Raw genomic sequence first — 17,982 nt, forward strand, 5'->3', positions numbered from 1 at the left:
CCAGATCATTTCGACGAGGGCGGGGCCCACGGCCTGATCGGGTTGCCGAACCAGCGGGTGCGCTCGGGCACCGTCTCGCCGCGCATCACCAGGGACGCCGGTCCGATCGTGGTGTCCCGCCCGATCGTCGCCGCGGGAAGGACGACTCCGTGCGGCCCGAGCGTCGCCCCGTTCCGCAGGACGACCTTATCGATGCTCATCACCCGATCGTGGAACAGGTGGGTCTGCAACACGCACCCGCGGTTGACGCTGGCGCCGTCGCCCACCTCGACGAGGTCGGCCTCGGGCAGCCAGTAGGTGTCGCACCAGACCCCGCGGCCGATGCGCGCGCCCAGCGACCGCAGCCACAGGTTGAGCGGGGCGGTGCCGAGCCATCCCTCGGCGAACCACGGCGCGGCGAGCACCTCGACGAAGTTGTCGGCCAGCTCGTTGCGCCACACGAACGAGCTCCACAGGGGACGACTGCCCGCGGTGATCCTGCCGACGAGCGCCCACTTGGCCGCGGTGGCGACCGCGGCGGCCACCGCCCCGGCGCCCGCGAGCACGAACCCCACCAGCAGCGCGGCGACGGCGAAGCCGTAGGAGCCCGCGAGGAACTCCAGCGTCGCGGCGACCAGCACGGCGAGCGCCACCGTGGACATCGCCGGGATGACGCGGCAGATCTCCACGACGGCCCGCGCCGCCTTGAGCCGGCGCGGCGGGTCGTAGGTGCGGCTCCGGTCGCCGGCCTCGGCCGTCCTGCGCAGCTCGACGGGGGGCATGCCGAGGTAGGAAGACCCCGCCTTGGCCTTCTTCGGCGCGGCCGACAGCACGCCGACCAGGCCGTCCTTGGGCACCTTGCGGCCGGGCGCCGTCATCCCGGAGTTACCGAGGAAGGCGCGCTTGCCGATGCGCACCTGGTCGACCCGCAGGCTGCCGTTGACCAGCTCGTACGGGGCGACCATCGTGTCGTCGGCCAGGAAGGCCCCGTCGCCCACGGTGGTCATCGTGGGCAGGGCCAGCACCGTGGACAGCTCGACGTCGCGGCCGACCTTCATGCCGAGGGCGCGCAGCCACGCGGGGGTGAGGATGCTGGCGTACAGGGGGAACAGCCAGACGCGGGCCGCCGCCATCAGGCGGCCGGTGGCCCAGGCCTGCCACGCCTGGCGGCTGTGCACCGGGTGGCGTCCCGGGCGCAGGCCCAGGCCGAGCAGCCGCACGCACACCACGACGATCAGCGCGAAGGCGGCCAGCGAGGTCACCGTGGCGGGCGCGACGCCGTAGAGCGCGGCGGGCAGCGCCTCCGCGAGGGTGGCCGCGCCGCGCAGGAAGGTGCTGAGCACGACGAGGCCGCACAGCGCGGCCACGATCGGCACCAGGCTGAAGAACATCGCCGACAGCCCGTACATCGCCTCCCAGCGGCGCGACCGCGGCGGCCGTTCGGACGGCGGGAACCGCCGCGCCTTGCCCTGCCGGGTCGCGGGCGCGCCCGCCCAGCGCTCGCCCGAGGGGACGGAGCCCTCGACCACGGTGCCCGGGGCCACCTGGGCGTTCTTGCCGATGCGCGTGCCGGGGAGCAGGGTGGCGCGGGCGCCGACCGTGGCGGCGGCGCCGACGCGGATCTCGCCGACGCGCAGCAGGTCGCCGTCGAGCCAGTACCCGTGCAGGTCGACCTCGGGCTCGATCGCGGCGTTCTTCCCCAGCCTGAGCATGCCGGTGACCGGGGGCAGCGTGTGCAGGTCGGTGTCCTCGCCGACCTGCGCCCCGAGCAACCGGGCGTAGCGGGTGATCCACGGGGCGCCCGACAGCTGCCCCACCCCGATCTGGAGGGCGAACTGCTCGGCGAACCACAGCCGCAGGTGCGTGCCGCCGCCGCGAGGGTAGACGCCGGGCCGCAGCCCGCGCAGCAGCAGCCGGGCGACCGCGGCGGCGGCGCCGATGCGGCTCCAGGGCGCGATGAACAGCAGCCAGCCGGCCAGCACCCACCACCACGAGACGGCCGGAGCCCAGGGAAGCGACACGACGTTGTTCAGCGTGGCCAGGCCGACGATCCACCGCATGCCGCCGACGGTGAGCAGCGGCACCATCAGCGCCGCCTGCGTCAGCGCGGCACGGCGCGGCACCGGCGTCACGGCGCGCTCGGCGGCCGTCACCTCGGGGACGGCCAGCGCGGTCAGGCGTGCCGCCAGGCCGCCCAGCGTCGGATACTCGTAGACGTCGCCCACCGCGACCGCCGGGTAGCGCGTGCGCAGCGCCGACACCAGCAGGGCGGCGCCCAGGCTCGTGCCGCCCAGGGCGAAGAAGTCGGCGTCGGGGTCGGCGGTGTCCACGCCGAGGATTTCGGCCCATCGCTCCGCCACCCACCGCTCGGCGTCCGACAGCCCGGCGGACGCGCCGGGCGCGCCCGAGGACGCGCCGCCGGGCAGGGGCCACGGCAGGGCGTTGCGGTCGATCTTGCCGGACGTGCGTGTCGGCAGGTGCTCGACGAGCGCGATGCGCGGCACCAGCGCGGCCGGCAGCGCCTCGGCGAGGCGTTCGCGCGCGGCCTCGGGGTCGAAGCCCTCGCCGGGGACGACGTAGCCGACCAGCAGCTGGTGCCCGGAGGCGGTCGCGCGGACCGCGGCCGCCGCGCCGAGCACGCCGTCGAGGGCCTGCATCGCGGCGTCGACCTCTCCCAGCTCGATGCGGCGACCACCCAGCTTGACCTGCTCGTCCGCCCGCCCGACGAAGACCAGGCCCTGCCGCTCGGCCTTGACCAGGTCGCCGCTGCGGTAGGCGCGCTCCCAGCCGAGGGAGGGCAGCGGGGCGTACTTCTCGGCGTCCTTGGCCGCGTCGAGGTAGCGCGCCAGGCCGGCGCCGCCGATGACGAGCTGGCCGGTCTCGCCCATGGCGACCGGCTCGCCCGCGTCGTCCACCACCGCGAGGTCCCAGCCGGCGAGCGGCAGGCCGATGCGCACCCGCCCCTGGCCGGTCAGCGGGGCGGCGCAGGCGACGACGGTGGCCTCGGTCGGGCCGTAGGTGTTCCACACCTCACGCCCGGGCACGGCCAGCCGTTCGGCCAGCTCGGGCGGGCACGCCTCGCCGCCGAAGATCAGCAGGCGGACGTCGTCCAGGGTCTCGACCGGCCACAGCGACGCCAGGGTGGGCACCGTCGACACGATCGTGATGGCCTTGTCGGCCAGCCAGGGGCCGAGGTCCATGCCGGTGCGCACGAGCGCGCGCGGAGCCGGGACCAGGCACGCGCCGTGCCGCCACGCCAGCCACATCTCCTCGCACGAGGCGTCGAACGCCACCGACAGGCCGGCCAGGACGCGGTCGCCGGGGCCGATCGGCTCGTCGGCGAGGAAGAGCCGGGCCTCGGCGTCGACGAACGCGGCGGCGGCGCGATGCGTCACCGCCACGCCCTTGGGCTTGCCCGTGGACCCCGACGTGAAGATGATCCAGGCGTCGTCCCCCACCCCGGGCCGCCCGTCCCGTTCCGCGTCGCCCTCCTGCCCGGCGCCGGCGCCGCGCGGGGTGATCGTGCGGCCCTCGCCGACGACCGCGCGGACGGCGGCCTCGGCGAAGACCAGCTCGGCCCGTTCGTCGGGATCGTCGGCGTCGACCGGGACGTACGCCGCGCCGGCCGTCAGAACGGCCAGGATCGCGACGTAGAGGTCGGCGGTGCCGGACGGAACGCGGACGCCCACGCGGGCGCCGGCGCGCACGCCCGCCGCCCGCAGCTCCCGGGCCAGGCTCTCCACCTCTTCGCCCAAGCCCTGGTAGTCCAGGCGGGTCACCCCGTCGTCGAGCGCGAGGTCGTGGGGGTGGCGGCGGGTGGTCTCGGCGAGGATGTCGACCAGCGTGCGGGCCGGCGCGGCGGCCGGCCCGGCCAGGAAGACGGCCGGCTCCGTCGCGGAGGCGTCGGAGCCGGTGGCGCGGCGGGGGTCGGCCGGGCGGGGGCCGGAGGCGCCCGGGTGACGGTGGTCGCCGGCGGGTTCGGGTCGCGCGCCGGTGAGCGCGCCGTTCGGCGAAGGGTGGCTCTGCTCGGTCTCCACCGGTGATGGGCGCAAGAAGGCTCCTGGTGCGTGCCCGGACGGTCGCCTGGGTCTTCGTCAGGGGCATCGGGTGACCCGCCGTGCGGGGGTCACCCTTGTGCGGCTCTACTGCCCCGAATCAGCCCGACTGACGCCTTGGACATCGACCGATCATAACTCCGGTCACCCGGCCGCCTATTCCCCTTCCCGCGACGGTGAAGGCGGGGTCGCGCTCAGTTGAACGGGTTGTCGTAGGTCCCGGTCCTGGTGCGCTCGCGGTAGACGTTGTTGTTGAAGTCGGAGCCCACCAGGGTGAGCGTCACGTTGGCGACCGTGCCGCCGTTCTCCACCTCGGCGCTCAGCGCGGTGGCGGTGTAGAAGCTCGGGCACAGGGCCGTCGAGGAGCCGCCGTTCCAGTACAGCGAGTCCTTGTACACGCCGTTGACGAGGACCTTGACGTGCGGCGAGACGAAGCTGGACACGCGGCACAGCGACAGGCTGTAGGTGTACCTGGTGTTCGCGTCGTCGAACGCCAGCGTCCCGTCCACCCTGGCCAGCAGCTGGGTGCCCCCGGCGCCGCCGTACACGGCCATGGACACCGGGATGGGGGCGCCGTAGGCGGCGTTCGCCGGCGTGAGCGGCAGGAGGGCCGCGACCGCCATCAGAAGAGCGATGGCCAGAGATCTCGCCGCCCGAAGCCATCGACTGTCTTTCAGCAACTCGCCATCTCCTTCGACTCGACGGCGCGAAATGCGCGCGCCGGGTATTCGCCCGCCGCGGAACCCGGAGCGGCCCGCACCGGGAGATTATTGTCGGCCGTCGAAGGCTGTCGAGTGTGATCTCCCGTCGCGGGGGATTTCAGGCGCCGCGCATCCCACGAGGTAAGACGATGCCTTTTCTAATTGCCTCTGACCAGGGACGATGCTGCATACTCGACTCTCGGGCACACGCTGGGGACCCGTGGAAATTTCATTCGCCATACCGGTGGAGGCAGCGGACCGGCCGCGACGGGTATCCGGCGTCGTTTCCGAGAAGAAGGATGCTTCCCCGCGCATTGCGACAGCTACATATCAGGCATTTTGTATCGCGCTCGTGATGAAATTTTCATCGCGCCGCGGGGGGCGGCGCTCTCGCCGTGCCCTGCCACCTGGTCAGCCCGGCCGGCTCCGCCCGCCGGGCGCGCCCTTCCGTTGACCGGGCGCCGGGCCGCTTCCATGCTCGTGCTCGGAGTGCATCGAGGCGTGTTGAAGGGCGGGGCCATGAAGGGACGATGGGCTGTGTCGTGGGCCGTCGCGGCGCTGGCCGGCGCGGTCTTCCTGGTACCGGCGGTCGGAAGCGCCTCCGGCGAGGTCACGAGCGGCGTGGCCGGTATGGACACGTTGCCGCCGCGCACGCCGGGGCCGACGCCCTCGTTGCTGTGGCCGTGTCACGACCCCCGGACCCCGCCGCCCAGCCGGCCTCCGCTGACGCCGCCGACCGCACCCGGGACGCCGCAGGCGGGGACGGTCGCCAACAACATGGTGCACCTGCGGTGGGGCGCCTCCACCGACGCGGACGGGCTCGCCTGCTACCAGGTGTACGAGGAGCGCAACGGGGTCAGGATCAAGGTCGCCACGTTCGGGCCCGGCGTCACGGAGGGCTACCTCTACGTGGACTACCCGCCGTACGGGACGGCGACGCGCGTCGCACGCCTGTACGTCGTGGCCGTCGACCGCTGGGGCGCGGACAGCCCGCCCTCGGAGACGGTCGAGGTCACGGTCTACAACGACGTCGTGACGCCGTCGCCCACGCCGACGCGGGGCGCCTGCCAGGTGACGTACGACTCCCACTGGTGGCCCGGCGGCATGACGGCGTCGGTGTCGATCAAGAACACCGGCGCGACCGCGATCGCCGGGTGGCGGCTCACCTTCACCTATCCCGACCCGGGGCAGCGGCTGACCTCCGGGTGGTCGGCGAACTGGACGCAGACCGGTTCAGTGGTGACGGCCACGCCACTGTCGTGGAACCAGAACATCGCCCCCGGCGCGACCGTCGCCATCGGGTTCAGGGGCACGCACGAGGGCGCCAACCCCACCCCGTCGGTCTTCCAGCTGAACGGCGCCACCTGCGGCTGACCCCCGCGCGGGCCCCGGGTCTCACCGGCATGCCCGCGACCGCACCGGTCGCCCGTCACCGGTGACCTCCTGAGCCGGGCCGCACCCGCATGCCTCTCGACACCGCCGGTCGCCCGTCGCCGGTGACCTCCTGAGCCGGGCCGTACCGGCGTGCCTCGGTGCCGCCGGTCGCCCCTCGCCGGTGACCTCGGCCGGGTCTCACCGGCATGCCCGTCACCGGTGACCTTCTTCCGTTTCAGGGGTCGACGCCCCGCTCCTGCCGGGCGCGGCGCACCCCCGTCGGGGTCGTGCGACCCCGGATCTATCGGCCGGAAATCGTCCGGCAGCCCCTGGTGAGAGGCCGCGCGGACAGTCGGCGCGCCTGCTCCCCGCCGTCTCGGGTGACCCCTGTGAATAGGCGGGTGAAAGGGCTTCGATAGCGCCTGCGGGCAGCCTGCGAAGTGGCCGGGACCGGATGGCTCGCCTCCCGGCCACCCAGCCGAAGCGAGAACCCCCTAGGTCCGGCCCCGCGGATCCGGACCGCGAACGTCGTCTGCTCGCAGGTCCCTCGGCGGGCGCGGTGGCCCGGGGACGGCGCCACCGGTCGTCGCCCCAAGCCTTCGACCCCCCGACCACGTGGCCGAACGCCAACAAGCCGCAGGCCCTACGCGACGCCGTGTCACGCGACCACGTGACACGCGGTCGCCCCACCGTGCCACGGACAAGCCGACAGAAACCCGAGGAATCCGATGAAACACAGGGATGTGGAACTGCTCGCGATCGGTGCCGGGCCTGCGAACCTGGCGCTGGCCGTGGCCCTCGAAGAGCTGGCGCCCGCGGGCCTGGCGGCCGGATCGCTGGTGATCGAACAGGCCGACACCGTGGCCTGGCAGCCGGGGATGCTGCTGCCGGAGGCACAGAGCCAGGTCTCCTTCCTCAAGGACCTCGTCACCCTGCGCAACCCACGCAGCCGGTTCTCCTTCGTGAACTACCTGCACTCGGTCGGCCGGCTCAGCGAGTTCATCAACATGGGCAGCCTCTGGCCGTACCGCATCGAGATCTCCGACTACTTCAAGTGGGTCGCGGACTCCCTGACCAGGGTGCGCCTGGAGTACGCCCGCCGCTGCACGGCGATCGAGCCGCTGCGGGACGCCGACGGAACGCTCACCGGCTGGCTCACCCGCCTGGCGGACGGCTCGACGATCGGCAGCCGCCACCTCGTCATGGGCATCGGCAGGGATGCCTACGTCCCCGAGGAGTTCGCGAACCTGCCGGCACGGCGGGTCATCCACAGCACGAAGTACATCCAGCGCATCGCCGAGCTGCCCAAGGCGGTGCCCTACCGGGTGGTGGTGGTCGGCGGCGCGCAGAGCGCGGCCGAGATGTTCGACGCCGTCCAGAGCGACCTGCCGGGCTGCCAGCCGACCATGGTGATGCGGTCGATCGGCCTGAAGACGTACGAGAACAGCAAGTTCACCAACGAGCTGTACTTCCCGAAGGCGGTGGACGGCTTCTTCGACGCACGGCCCGAGGCGCGCGAGCAGATCCTCAAGGAGATGCACATCACCAACTACTCCGGCCTCAACCCGGCGACGCTGGAGAAGCTGTACAACTCGCTGTACCTCGACCGGCTGACCGGCAAGGGACGGCTGCGCGTGGTCACGATGCACGACGTGACCTCGGCGCGCGAGGACAGCGACGAGGTCGTCCTGGAGCTGACCGACCGCAGGACGGGCGAGGTCGAGGAGCTGCGCTGTGACCTGGTGCTGCTCGGCACGGGCTTCGTGCGCGCCATGCCGGCCCTGGTGCGCGGCATGGCCGACGCGCTCGGCCTGGAGCGCGTCACGGTGAACCGCACCTACAAGCTCGACATCCCCGGCCCCGCCACCGCGGGCTGCTACCTGCAGGGCCTGAACGAGGCGACGCACGGCATCGCCGACTCGCTGCTGAGCATGCAGGCCGTGCGCGCCTGGGAGATCACCAACGACGTCCTGGCCGCCCGCGCGGCCGGCAGGCCCGAGGCGTCCGGCGAGGGCGTGCCGGTCGAGCCGGCCGACGACGCGCCGGTGCCGGCCGTCCCCGTCCCCGTCTCCGCCAACTGAGAGCGCGAAGGAGCCATCGTGGAAGTTCGCCGACTGGACCGGGACCTGCTGGGTCCCGCCAACAACCACTCCCAGCGGCTCGTGCCGTGGGCCGCGCTCAACGCCCCCTTCGAGGGCGCCTGGTGCGTCGTCAAGGCGGGCACGGCGACCACCGCGCACGCCCACCACGAGTACGAGATCTTCATCGCGGTCTCCGGCGAGGCCGTCCTGTCGTCCAAGGGCGAGCGCACCCCGTTCAGGCCCGGCGACATCGTCCACTTCCCGCCGCACGTCGACCACCAGGTCGTCAACGACGGTGACGAGGACTTCCAGATGTACGCCGTGTGGTGGGACGTCCCCATGAGCGAGAACTTCGTCGCCCGCGACCGCGACCCGAGCCTCGACCCGCGGAACGGAGGCTGACCCCGTGAACGAGCGCGACGCCGCCCGCCGGGCCATCATCATCGACACCCCGCCGACCTCCAACGGCGACCTGCACGTGGGGCACCTGGCGGGCCCGTTCATGGCCGCCGACGTGTACGCACGCTACCTGCGCTCGAACGGGCGCCCCGTGGTGTTCTCCAGCGGCACCGACGACAGCCAGACGTACGTGCTGGCCAGCGCCCGGCGCAAGGGGCTCACGCCGGAGGAGCTGAGCGGCCGGTCCTGGCACGAGATCCGGAGCACGCTCGCCGGCATGGGCGTCTCGCTCGACGGGTTCGCGCCGTACGACGACCGCTACCGGGCGTCGGTGCTGAAGTTCTGGACCAGGCTGCACCTCGCCGGCAGGTTCCGGGAGAAGACGGTCAGGCTGCCGTACTCCGAGCGCACGGGCGAGTACCTCGTCGAGGGCCTGGTCTGCGGCTACTGCCCGATCTGCATGGTGGAGAGCCGGGGCGGGCTGTGCGAGACCTGCGGCCACCAGAACAACTTCGACGAGCTGGTCGACCCGCGCTCCACCGTCGACCCCGATGACGTGGTGACGCACCGCGAGGCCCGCATCCTGGTGCTGCCGATGGAGGAGTACCGCGAGCGGCTCACCGCCTACTACCGCGAGCGCGAGCCGCGGCTGCGGCCGCACACCATGCAGCTCGTGCGCGAGGTGCTGGCCCGGCCGCTGCCCGACTTCCCGATCACCTACCCCATCGGCTGGGGCATCCCCGCGCCGTTCCCCGAGACCCCGGGCCAGCGGATCAACGCCTGGGCCGAGGGCATGCCCGCCGTCATGTACACCACCGCGTACGCCGCCGAGCGCCTCGGCGAGCGGCACGCGGACGACGACGAGCTGTGGCGCGCCGAGCACGACCCGGAGATCGTCTACTTCATCGGCTTCGACAACGTCTACTTCTGGGGATTCACCCACATCGCGGCGCTGATGGCGCACGAGGGCAGGTACGCGCTGCCGGAGACCTTCATCTCCAACGAGTTCTACGAGCTGGAGAACGCCAAGTTCTCCACCAGCCTCGGCCACGTGCTCTACACCAAGGACCTGCTGCGGGAGGTGCCGAGGGACCTGGTGCGGTTCTACCTCGCGATCAGCTGCCCCGAGCACCAGCAGACCAACTTCAGCCGCGACGCGCTGAACAAGGTGGCCGGCGACCGCCTGGTGCGGCCGTGGAACCGGCTGGCCGGGCTGCTGGGCAAGGCCGTCGCCGACGCGGGCGCCGAGGACACGTCGCTGCCGGTGTCCGACGAGGGACGCCGGCGCGCCGAGGCCGTGCTGGCCCGGTTCCGCGCCTGCTACGAGCTGTCCGGCTACAGCCTCACCCGCGCCGCCAACCTGATCGTCGGCCAGCTCGACCGCATGGTCCGCGAGGCGCGGCTCGTCCACGAGGGCGCGGGCGGCGACCGTGCCAGGCTCGGCGACCTCTTCCTCGACGTGCGCGTCCTGATGGCCTGCGCGTCGCCGATCCTCATCGACCTGGCGCGGGCCGCGGGCGAGGCGGGCGGGTTCGCGAGCCGCCTGGACGCCGGCGAGTTCCGTCCCGCGCGGATCGCACCCTTCGCCCTGCCACTGCTGGACACCCCCGGCGACGCGGCGGACGCGCGCTGAAACCCGCCCGATCTCGAGTGAACGGTGAAGACATTGCTATCGATGATCACGCAGACGCCCGCGTCCCACATCGCGATGGACGCGGCGGACACCGCCGCGGTCCGCAGGGCGGTGCTCGCGGTGCGCACGTCCGGCGACCAGATCGTCAACGACCCCGCGACGGTGGCCGCGGCCCGGAACGCCTCTGACACGCTGCCCCTCGCGCTGCGCCGGGCGCTGCGCGAGTTCCGCAGGCACTCGGGCCCCACGGGCTCGCTGCTGCTGCGCGGCATGCCCGTCGAGGAGGACCTGCTGCCCGCGACCCCCTCCGTGGACGGCTCCGTTCAGCACTCGCTGACCGGCCCCGCCGCGGTGCTCATGCTCGTCGCGAGCGCGTTGGGCGACCCGATCGCGTTCCGCGCCGAGAAGTCGGGCGCGCTGGTGCAGGACGTCGTCCCCGTGCCCGGCAAGGAGGAGTTCCAGGGCAACGCCGGGTCGGTCATGCTGTCGTTCCACAACGAGAACGCCTTCCACGAGCACCGGCCCGACTACGTCATGCTGCTGTGCCTGCGGCCCGACCACGAGCGGGTCGCGGGACTGCGCACGGCGTGCTCGCGCGAGGTGCTCCCCCTGCTGACGGTCGAGACGCGGCGGACGCTGTTCCTGCCCGAGTTCGTCACCGAGGCCCCTCCCTCGTTCGGCGCGAACGGCGACGCCACCACCCCGCACGGCGTGCTGTCCGGCGCCCCCGAGGACCCCGACATGCGGGTCGACCTCGCCGCCACGACGCCGCTGACGCAGCGGGCCAAGCTGGCGCTGGCCGAGCTGGGCGAGGTGTTCGACCGGACCGCGCGCAGCGCGCGGCTGGTCACCGGGGACCTCGCCATCGTGGACAACCGTGTCACCGTGCACGGGCGCACCGCCTTCCGGCCGCGCTACGACGGCCAGGACCGCTGGCTCCAGCGCACCTTCGTCGCCGTCAACCTGCGCCGGTCGCGCGACCACCGTCCCGCCGACGGTCACGTCCTGTCGCGCTAGCCGCCGCCGTCCCGGGCGCCGCCCGGGACGGTCCGGCAGGGCCGGTCTCCCGAGGAGACCGGCCTACGCCGCGCGTTCACCGGCCGCGTACTCGCGTTCACCGGCCGCGTACCCGCGTGCGGGGGCGCGTTCGTAGTCGGGCACCAGGCGCGGCACGCTTCGCTGCGCGTCGAGCAGGCTGAGCACGTCCCTGGCCAGCCGGTCGTTCTGCCGGAACGACACCGCGTTGCTGCGGGGCCGGGCGAACGTCGCGAACTGCCGGACGTTGGTGAAGGGGCCGAGCGCGAAACGGCGAGGATGCGGGGTCCCGTTCCGGGACACGACGCGGAAGTCCTCGGGGGAGACGTTCAGCAGCCCGGTGCGGTGCACGAACCCGTCCTCGTCGACCAGGACGTGCTCGGACGCGTCACCGCGGCGGTACAACGACCGCAGCAGGGGCTCGGTGCAGGTGTGCAGGTTGGCGTCGGGCAGCCGTGCCTCGATCATGGCGGTCGCCTCGACGACGTGCGGCGTGCTCGTGCCGCCCGCTCGGTACACCCCCTTCTCCTCGTCGATGCCGACCCACATGTCGGCGCCGACGAACCGGATGACGCCGGCCTCCGCGAGCGCGAGGAGCTGCCGGGTGCGCTCGCCGGGCGAGCCGCTGCCGTAGTACTCGAAGAAGCCCTGCCACCAGCCGTTGAGGTCCGCGACACGGGATCGGGCGGGCAGTTTCGCGACGGACCTCAGCAGCGGCATCTGCCCGTACACCGAGAGCAGGGCGAGGAACGCCCCGAGGTCGGCGCTGTACCGGCTGTCCGAGCGCCGGTCGATGTCCGCCCTGACGTGGTCGCGCACCTTCTCCTGCAGCTGTTCGGGGTCGTCGAAGTCGAGCCCGCGCAGCGGTTTGTCGAGCGCGGCGAGGTCCAGGCGGTCCTCCTCGGCCGGGACGGACGCCTCGATCAGCTCGCGCATCGGCTCACCGCCCCAGTCGAGCCCGGCGTAGGCGGCGTCGAACCGTTCCCAGGGGATCGCGACACGGTCCGGATGGGCCGTGAAGAGCTCGTGGTAGTAGCCGTAGGCGATCTCCTTGGCCATCAGCGGCCACAGGTCGGGCCAGAACTCGATGCGTTCACGGTCGGCGAACCGTTCGTCCACGTCGGACGCCGTGAAGAAGCGCGGCAGCGGCGTGGGATCGCCCGCGAGCCGGTAGGAGATCTTCGAGCGGTACGGCACCCCGCGTCGCGAGCCGACGTGCAGCCGGGGTTCCTGGCCCGAGGGGACGTAACGCAGGCGGCCGTCGTCGCGTTCGAGGTAGCGGCCGCCGCGACCCTCGGTCAGCAGCACCATCAGGTCGATGAACGCGGCGCCCATGCCGCGCATGATCACGTCCTCGCCGGGTCTGAACCTCGACAGGTCGGTGTCGGCGGAGTACTCGCACGGCAGGTAACGCAGGTCGTGACGGTCGGCGAAGTCGGCGAGCAGCCGGTGGTCCTTGCCGGGGACGGCGTCCAGGTGGCCCATGGCGAGGATCACCGCGTCCGCCCGCAGCGGCTCGTCGCGCCCCTCCAGCCACACCCGCTGGCGGGTGCGGGTGCCCCCTTCGATCTGGGTGGCACGGGTGGTGTGCACGCGCACGGAGACGTTCGGCGGGCGCTCGGCGACGATCTTGTCGAAGACCCAGCGCAGATAGCGGCTCTGCACCTGGCGGGTGGCGAACGTCGTGCACCCGACATCGGCGCACGCGCCGTCGGCGGCGGCCCACTCGCTCAGGGACGGCCCCGGCCGGATCGGCCCCTCGAAGGTGACCGTCTCGTCGGGGAACATGGTGACGTTCTCGGCGGTGGCGTTCATCCACATCAACGGCGACTGCCGCTCGCGCCACACCCGCCCGGCGCCCGGTGGGTGGGGGTCGACGAGCTCGATGGACAGCGGCCGGGACGGCGGCGTCTCGGCGGCGTTGGCCAGCAGGCGCTCCAGCACCCCCGTCCCCCGGGGGCCCGCACCCACGATGACGACGACAAGCGGATCGTTCTGCGTGTCTCTCATTTATGCATCCCTTTTCCGACAGGCAATGGGTAATGGCGGCGCACGGCCCCGGGAAACCGGGACGTGAATTCGTTCCGCTCACAACATTGCTCGCCGCGGGGTCCGCGGGCCAGGGATGTGAAAGTCATCAAGTTGCCCCGCGCCGACAGCTTCCTGCCACGGCGCGCGGAAAGGGGGAAAGGGAGCCCAGAACGAGGAAAGCCCCCGCCGGCACCTTTGCGGAGGCCCGGCGGGGGCGTAATGACGTGGGGCGGGAAAGGCCCGCCCAATTGCGCGTCCCTCCGGCGTCGCCAGGAAGCGGGGCGCGCCGGCGGAGGGCGCGGACGGTCAGCCGGTGAGCAACAGCCGGACGCGGACCGCCGCGGCGAGCGCGTCGGGGTGGCCGGTGCGGGTGAAGACCTCGGCCGCGGTGTCGGTGAACTTGATGACGTGCTCGTCGCCGTGGGCGATCGCCGCCTCCATCACGTCGTTCAGGGCGTCGGGCCCGGCCGGAGCGACCGGCAGGGCCTCGCGCGGCGCGCCCAGCACCGGTTCGAACGCGGCCTGGACCCCGGCGCAGGCGGCCCAGATGGCCGACAGGCTGGGCACCCACAGCTCGCGGGGCAGGGCGGGCAGCGTGTGCAGCACGGCGTTCGGCGCGGTCGCGGTGTGCACGAGGATCACCGGGCTCGCGTGCCCGTGGGTGAGATACCGCAGCGTGGCGGCGTCCACCAGGGCTTCCAGCCGCGCCGGGACGTCGTCGGCGGTGAGCGCGGGCCGCAGCGCGGCGACCGACCCCGTCCAGCCGGGCAGGCCGGGAAGCTGGCCGAGGCGCACCCTGACCGGCCCGTCCTGGGAGGGGACCCGCGGGACGCGCTCCATGGCCTCGCCGGGGTCGAGGTCGCCCCCCGGCTCGGCGGTCACCGGCATGCCGAGCGAGCGCGCCCCCCAGAAGGCCAGGCCCTGCGCCAGCTCGGCCGCGGCGGTCGCGTTGTGCTCGTCGGCCAGCAGGGTGCGGACGGCGTGGCTGACCCTGATGACGGCGTGGGTGACGCCCGCCAGGATGCCGGGGAGCAGCCGGGGCCACCAGACCGCCAGCACCTCGCGCCACGGCCGCTCGGCGACCTGGCGGGTGAAGTACTCGGCCCAGTCGCCCACGCGGTCGCCGTCGCCGAGCGCCTCGCGCCAGTTGGTCTCGTCGATCGGCCGACGGGCGGACGGCAGGTCGTCCAGGCGGCGGGCGTAGGCGTCGACCCAGCGGTGCACGTCGTCCTCGTGGCCGCGCCTGACCAGCACCTCGACGGCCATCGGCCCGTGGTTGGTGAGCTTGCTCTCCCCCCATTCAGGGCCGGTGCCCTGGAAGCGCTCGTAGGCCTCGTTCAGGATTCCGCTGCTCATCATCGTCTCCCCAGGGATGGTGCGGGGCCGCCACCGGGAGTGCGCCGCTCGGCCCCGGTTCGCTGGAAAGCCTAACCCCGGCCGCATTGGCGCGGCCCCACTCACACGCATGTTCCCGAGGCCCGCCGCGGCCACCACCGCACAATCGAAGAAGACACCCGCGACCGGAGCGTATTGACTGGGCGTAGGGCAGAGGAGATGGTTTGATGCTCGACAGCGTGACCGATGGCATCGAATTTCGCGAGGCCCGTTCGGTGGCGCCATTCGTCGAGGCCGGCCACGCCATTGGCGCGTTCATTTCCGTGTGGCGGGGGCCCGCGAACCACGGACCTCGTATCGCGGCGTGCGCGCCCGCCTTTCCGTTTCCGGTTCTGGTCCCGGTCGCGTCCGGGGAATTCTCCTGCCGGAGCACCGGTGCGTTACGCCGGCCGTCGCACACGACCGGCGGGATCGGCGTGGGACGATCACCGGCACATTCCCTCTCCCTGAGCACCATCCACCACCGGCTGACACCTGTTCAGGGAATCGGACATCATGACTGATACGAATTCGTCCCGCCCGCGCGCCATCCTGTTCATGGGCGACATGGTGATCGTCGCGAGGCAGCTCCGGCTGATCACCGAGGCGCACCGCCGGGGGTACGCCCCGCTGCTGGTCGTCACGCCCGACACCGACCCCGGCGAGCTCGCGGCCTGCCGCGCCGACGCCGCGCACCCCCTGTCGCTGCTGGCGGACGTCGTCAACGTCGCCGAGCCCAAGGTCGACCTGGTGGTGCCCGCCATCCAGCCGCTCCTGCGGCGCTACGACGTGCGCGGCGTGCTGTGCATCGGCGACTTCTTCGTGGAGCCCGTGGGCATGGTCGCCGCCTGCCTCAACCTGCCGGGCGCGGGGGCGGGCGCCAGCCGCACCAGCCGCAACAAGCTGCTGCAGCGCACGACCGTGCCGCACCTGTCGCCGGACTTCCGCGTGGTCACCCCCGAGGAGCGCCCGGGCTTCTCCACCGACGGCATCTCGTTCCCCGTCGTCGTCAAGCCGGTCGGGCGCTTCTCCAGCCTCGGCGTGCGCCAGGTGAAGACCCCCGAGGAGCTTCCCGCGATCCTCGCGACCTACCCCGAGGACGAGACCGTCCTCGTCGAGAGCCGGGTGGTCGGGCCGGAGTTCTCCGTCGAGGCCCTCACCCAGAACGGCGAGGTCATCTGGGCGGGCGTCACCGGCAAGGCGACCAACGAGTCCACCGGCATCTTCTTCACCGAGATGGGCCACTCCTCGCCCGCGCTGCTGCCGGAGGAGAGCGTCAAGGCCCTGCTCGACGCCAACGCCGAGGTGCTGCGCCGCATCGGCTTCGGCGACGGCATCACCCACGCGGAGTTCCGGCTCTCGGAGGGCCGCGCGGTGCTGATGGAGGTGGCCACGCGCCTGCCCGGCGACGGCATCACCTTCCTGTGGCACCTCGCCACCGGGCAGCCGCTGGAGCCCGTCATGATCGACCTCGCCCTCGGCGAGCCGACCTCCTACCCGGCCCCGCGCCGCCGGGCGTACCAGGTCTACCTGGAGCACCCGTACGGCAGCCTGCGCGACGTGACGAGCACGGGCGCCCCGGCGTCCTGGGTGTCGGTCGACAACAACTGGCCGGTCTTCGAGCCGGTCGCCGCCGACGCGCCCCCGCGCGACCACGCCGTCCTGGTCACCCAGCGGCCCGGAACGGTGCTCGGCCCGCAGACCGACTCCGAGGCGCGTTCGGTCTCCGTCATCTTCGACACCCCCCTGGACGCGCCGGTGGAGGGCCTCGCCGAGCGGTTCACCGCCGCGGTGACGATCAGCGTGGCGGAGGAGACCGCCGCCGACGAGGCCGAGGCCGGCCGGGTGCTCGCCGACGCCGGGAGCCGTTCGTGAGCGACTCCTCGGTCGCGGCCTTCGCGGGAGTGACGGGCGGCATGGACCCCGCCCGCTGGGACGCGCTCGCCCGGGACCAGTTCTACTCCTCGGTCGACTGGCTGCGCTTCTGCGCGGGCGACCGGGGCATCACCACCGGCGGCCTGCACCTGGACGTGCCGGGCGGAACGGTCGGCGTCCCGGTGACCGCCGTGCGCTCGATCGGCAACCCCTTCTACCAGTGGGAGCGCATCCTGGGCGAGGGCGGGCTGCCGTCGCCGGGACAGAGCGGGCTGCTCGTCGGCGCGCACCGGGGATACCAGACGAACGTCCTCGCCTCGCCCGGCATCTCGCGTGAGCAGGCCGCCAAGGAGCTGCTGGCCGGTGTGGAGGACCTCGCCGGCGAGCTGGCCCGCGCGGGCGACGAGGGCCTCATGCCCGCCGGCGCCTCCGGCGGCCGGGACGCCGTCCCCGCCGTGGCGATGTTCCTGTCCACGCCGGACGTCGTCGCGCTGCGCGCCGCCGGGGTGCAGGCCATGCCGGTGGCGCTCCAGCCGGACGCCTGGATCCCGCTGCCCGAGGAGGGCGGCTGGGACGAGTGGATGCGCGCGCTGCCCTCCAAGCGGCGGCGCGACATCGTCCGCAGGGACCGCAGGAACTTCCTGGAGGTCGGCTACGAGGTCGTCCACACCACGCTCGGCGAGTGCTACCGGCAGGCCGCCCGCCTGCTGGCGTGCACCGAGCGCCGGTACGGCCACGACGCCGACGTCGACGACCTCGCGGAGTCCATCCGCATCCAGTCGGAGGCGCTGGGCGACAACGCCCGCGTGCTGCTGCTGGGCCGCCCGGGGGAGGAGCCGGTCGGGTACTGCCTCTACTACATGTGGGGCGAGACCCTGTACCTGCGCGCGGCGGGGTTCGACTACGACCGGCTCGCCGGGGCCGCGGAGTACTTCAACCTCGTGTACTACATCCCGGTGATCATCGCCGCCGAGAACGGCATGCGCTGGCTGCACGCCGGCATCGAGGCCGCCGAGGCCAAGGTGCTGCGCGGCGCCGAGCTGCGCCCGCTGTGGATGCTGGACCTGTCGCGCGACAGCGTGCTCGCCGGTCGCGACGACGACGTGCGCGCGTACAACACGAGCGTCGTGGCGGGCTGGGGCGAGTCGTCCCCGGCGGTCGCCAAGGCGCTGGTGCGCGACCTGTGGGATCCGTTCTGCTGATCCCCTCGCGTCGCTGACGACGCGGGGAACCGCGTTTGTCGAGGAAGTCCCATGGCCCGGGCGGCCGTGGGACTTCTTCGCGTCCGGGGGGCGTGCCGGGCGGCGCACACGCGCCGCCGCGGGGTTCCCGTTTTTCGGCGCATGGCAGGAAGCTGCAGCGGCGGGGCAGCTTGCTGCATTCGATTCTTCTGTTCCGCGGATCGTGGAAAGCGCAGAGTTGTTCCTACCAGAACAACTCCGGCC

General features: G+C 72.8%; 12 protein-coding genes. 8 read left to right on the top strand and 4 right to left on the bottom strand.

Translation table 11 applies throughout. The features are described 5' to 3' along the window. Window positions 1-5: 5 nt before the first annotated feature. Together PYR91_RS13910 and PYR91_RS13915 are read right to left on the bottom strand one after the other, a co-directional pair. Window positions 6-4,031: a Pls/PosA family non-ribosomal peptide synthetase gene (locus PYR91_RS13910; RefSeq protein WP_279780147.1), complete on the bottom strand. Its 4,026-nt coding sequence runs from the start codon at window positions 4,029-4,031 to the stop codon at window positions 6-8. 197 nt (window positions 4,032-4,228) lie between these two features. Further along, window positions 4,229-4,657, bottom strand: coding sequence for a hypothetical protein (locus PYR91_RS13915; RefSeq protein ID WP_279780148.1), 429 nt, complete (start codon window positions 4,655-4,657; stop codon window positions 4,229-4,231). A 597-nt stretch (window positions 4,658-5,254) separates the two neighbouring features. Here PYR91_RS13915 and PYR91_RS13920 point away from each other — a divergent pair. The 5 genes from PYR91_RS13920 (at window position 5,255) to PYR91_RS13940 (ending at window position 11,239) form a co-directional block, all read left to right on the top strand. After that, window positions 5,255-6,109 carry a cellulose-binding domain-containing protein gene (locus PYR91_RS13920; RefSeq protein WP_279780150.1) on the top strand — a complete coding sequence of 285 codons (855 nt, stop codon included), beginning with the start codon at window positions 5,255-5,257 and terminating at the stop codon, window positions 6,107-6,109. A gap of 728 nt (window positions 6,110-6,837) precedes the next feature. After that, window positions 6,838-8,190 (top strand): SidA/IucD/PvdA family monooxygenase, encoded by a 1,353-nt coding sequence (locus PYR91_RS13925; protein WP_279780152.1) that lies wholly within the window; start codon window positions 6,838-6,840, stop codon window positions 8,188-8,190. Between the two features lie 18 nt (window positions 8,191-8,208). Continuing rightward, window positions 8,209-8,592, top strand: a complete 384-nt coding sequence (locus PYR91_RS13930; protein WP_279780153.1) for a cupin domain-containing protein — start codon at window positions 8,209-8,211, stop codon at window positions 8,590-8,592. A 4-nt stretch (window positions 8,593-8,596) separates the two neighbouring features. Beyond that, window positions 8,597-10,222 carry a class I tRNA ligase family protein gene (locus PYR91_RS13935; RefSeq protein ID WP_279780154.1) on the top strand — a complete coding sequence of 542 codons (1,626 nt, stop codon included), beginning with the start codon at window positions 8,597-8,599 and terminating at the stop codon, window positions 10,220-10,222. 42 nt (window positions 10,223-10,264) lie between these two features. Further along, on the top strand, window positions 10,265-11,239 hold the full coding sequence (locus PYR91_RS13940; protein WP_279780155.1) for a TauD/TfdA family dioxygenase: 975 nt from the start codon (window positions 10,265-10,267) through the stop codon (window positions 11,237-11,239). A 63-nt stretch (window positions 11,240-11,302) separates the two neighbouring features. Here the strand turns inward: PYR91_RS13940 and PYR91_RS13945 are convergent, their stop codons facing one another. Beyond that, a complete protein-coding gene (locus tag PYR91_RS13945; protein ID WP_279780156.1) occupies window positions 11,303-13,267 on the bottom strand; it encodes an FAD/NAD(P)-binding protein in 1,965 nt (654 codons plus the stop codon). A 327-nt stretch (window positions 13,268-13,594) separates the two neighbouring features. Beyond that, a complete protein-coding gene (locus PYR91_RS13950) occupies window positions 13,595-14,644 on the bottom strand; it encodes a questin oxidase family protein (RefSeq protein ID WP_279780157.1) in 1,050 nt (349 codons plus the stop codon). Between the two features lie 206 nt (window positions 14,645-14,850). Between PYR91_RS13950 and PYR91_RS13955 the strand changes: the two genes are divergently transcribed. The 3 genes from PYR91_RS13955 to PYR91_RS13965 are packed head-to-tail and all read left to right on the top strand — an operon-like array spanning window position 14,851 to window position 17,739. Beyond that, complete coding sequence (locus tag PYR91_RS13955; RefSeq protein ID WP_279780158.1) at window positions 14,851-15,186, top strand: hypothetical protein; 336 nt, start codon at window positions 14,851-14,853, stop codon at window positions 15,184-15,186. Next, window positions 15,179-16,537, top strand: coding sequence for an ATP-grasp domain-containing protein (locus PYR91_RS13960; RefSeq protein WP_279780159.1), 1,359 nt, complete (start codon window positions 15,179-15,181; stop codon window positions 16,535-16,537). Before PYR91_RS13955 ends, PYR91_RS13960 begins: the two co-directional genes overlap by 8 nt. Then, window positions 16,534-17,739: a peptidogalycan biosysnthesis protein gene (locus tag PYR91_RS13965; protein WP_279780161.1), complete on the top strand. Its 1,206-nt coding sequence runs from the start codon at window positions 16,534-16,536 to the stop codon at window positions 17,737-17,739. Before PYR91_RS13960 ends, PYR91_RS13965 begins: the two co-directional genes overlap by 4 nt. Window positions 17,740-17,982 lie beyond the last annotated feature (243 nt).

This window comes from Sphaerisporangium sp. TRM90804 (genome assembly GCF_029846175.1).
Lineage (GTDB): Bacteria > Actinomycetota > Actinomycetes > Streptosporangiales > Streptosporangiaceae > Sphaerisporangium.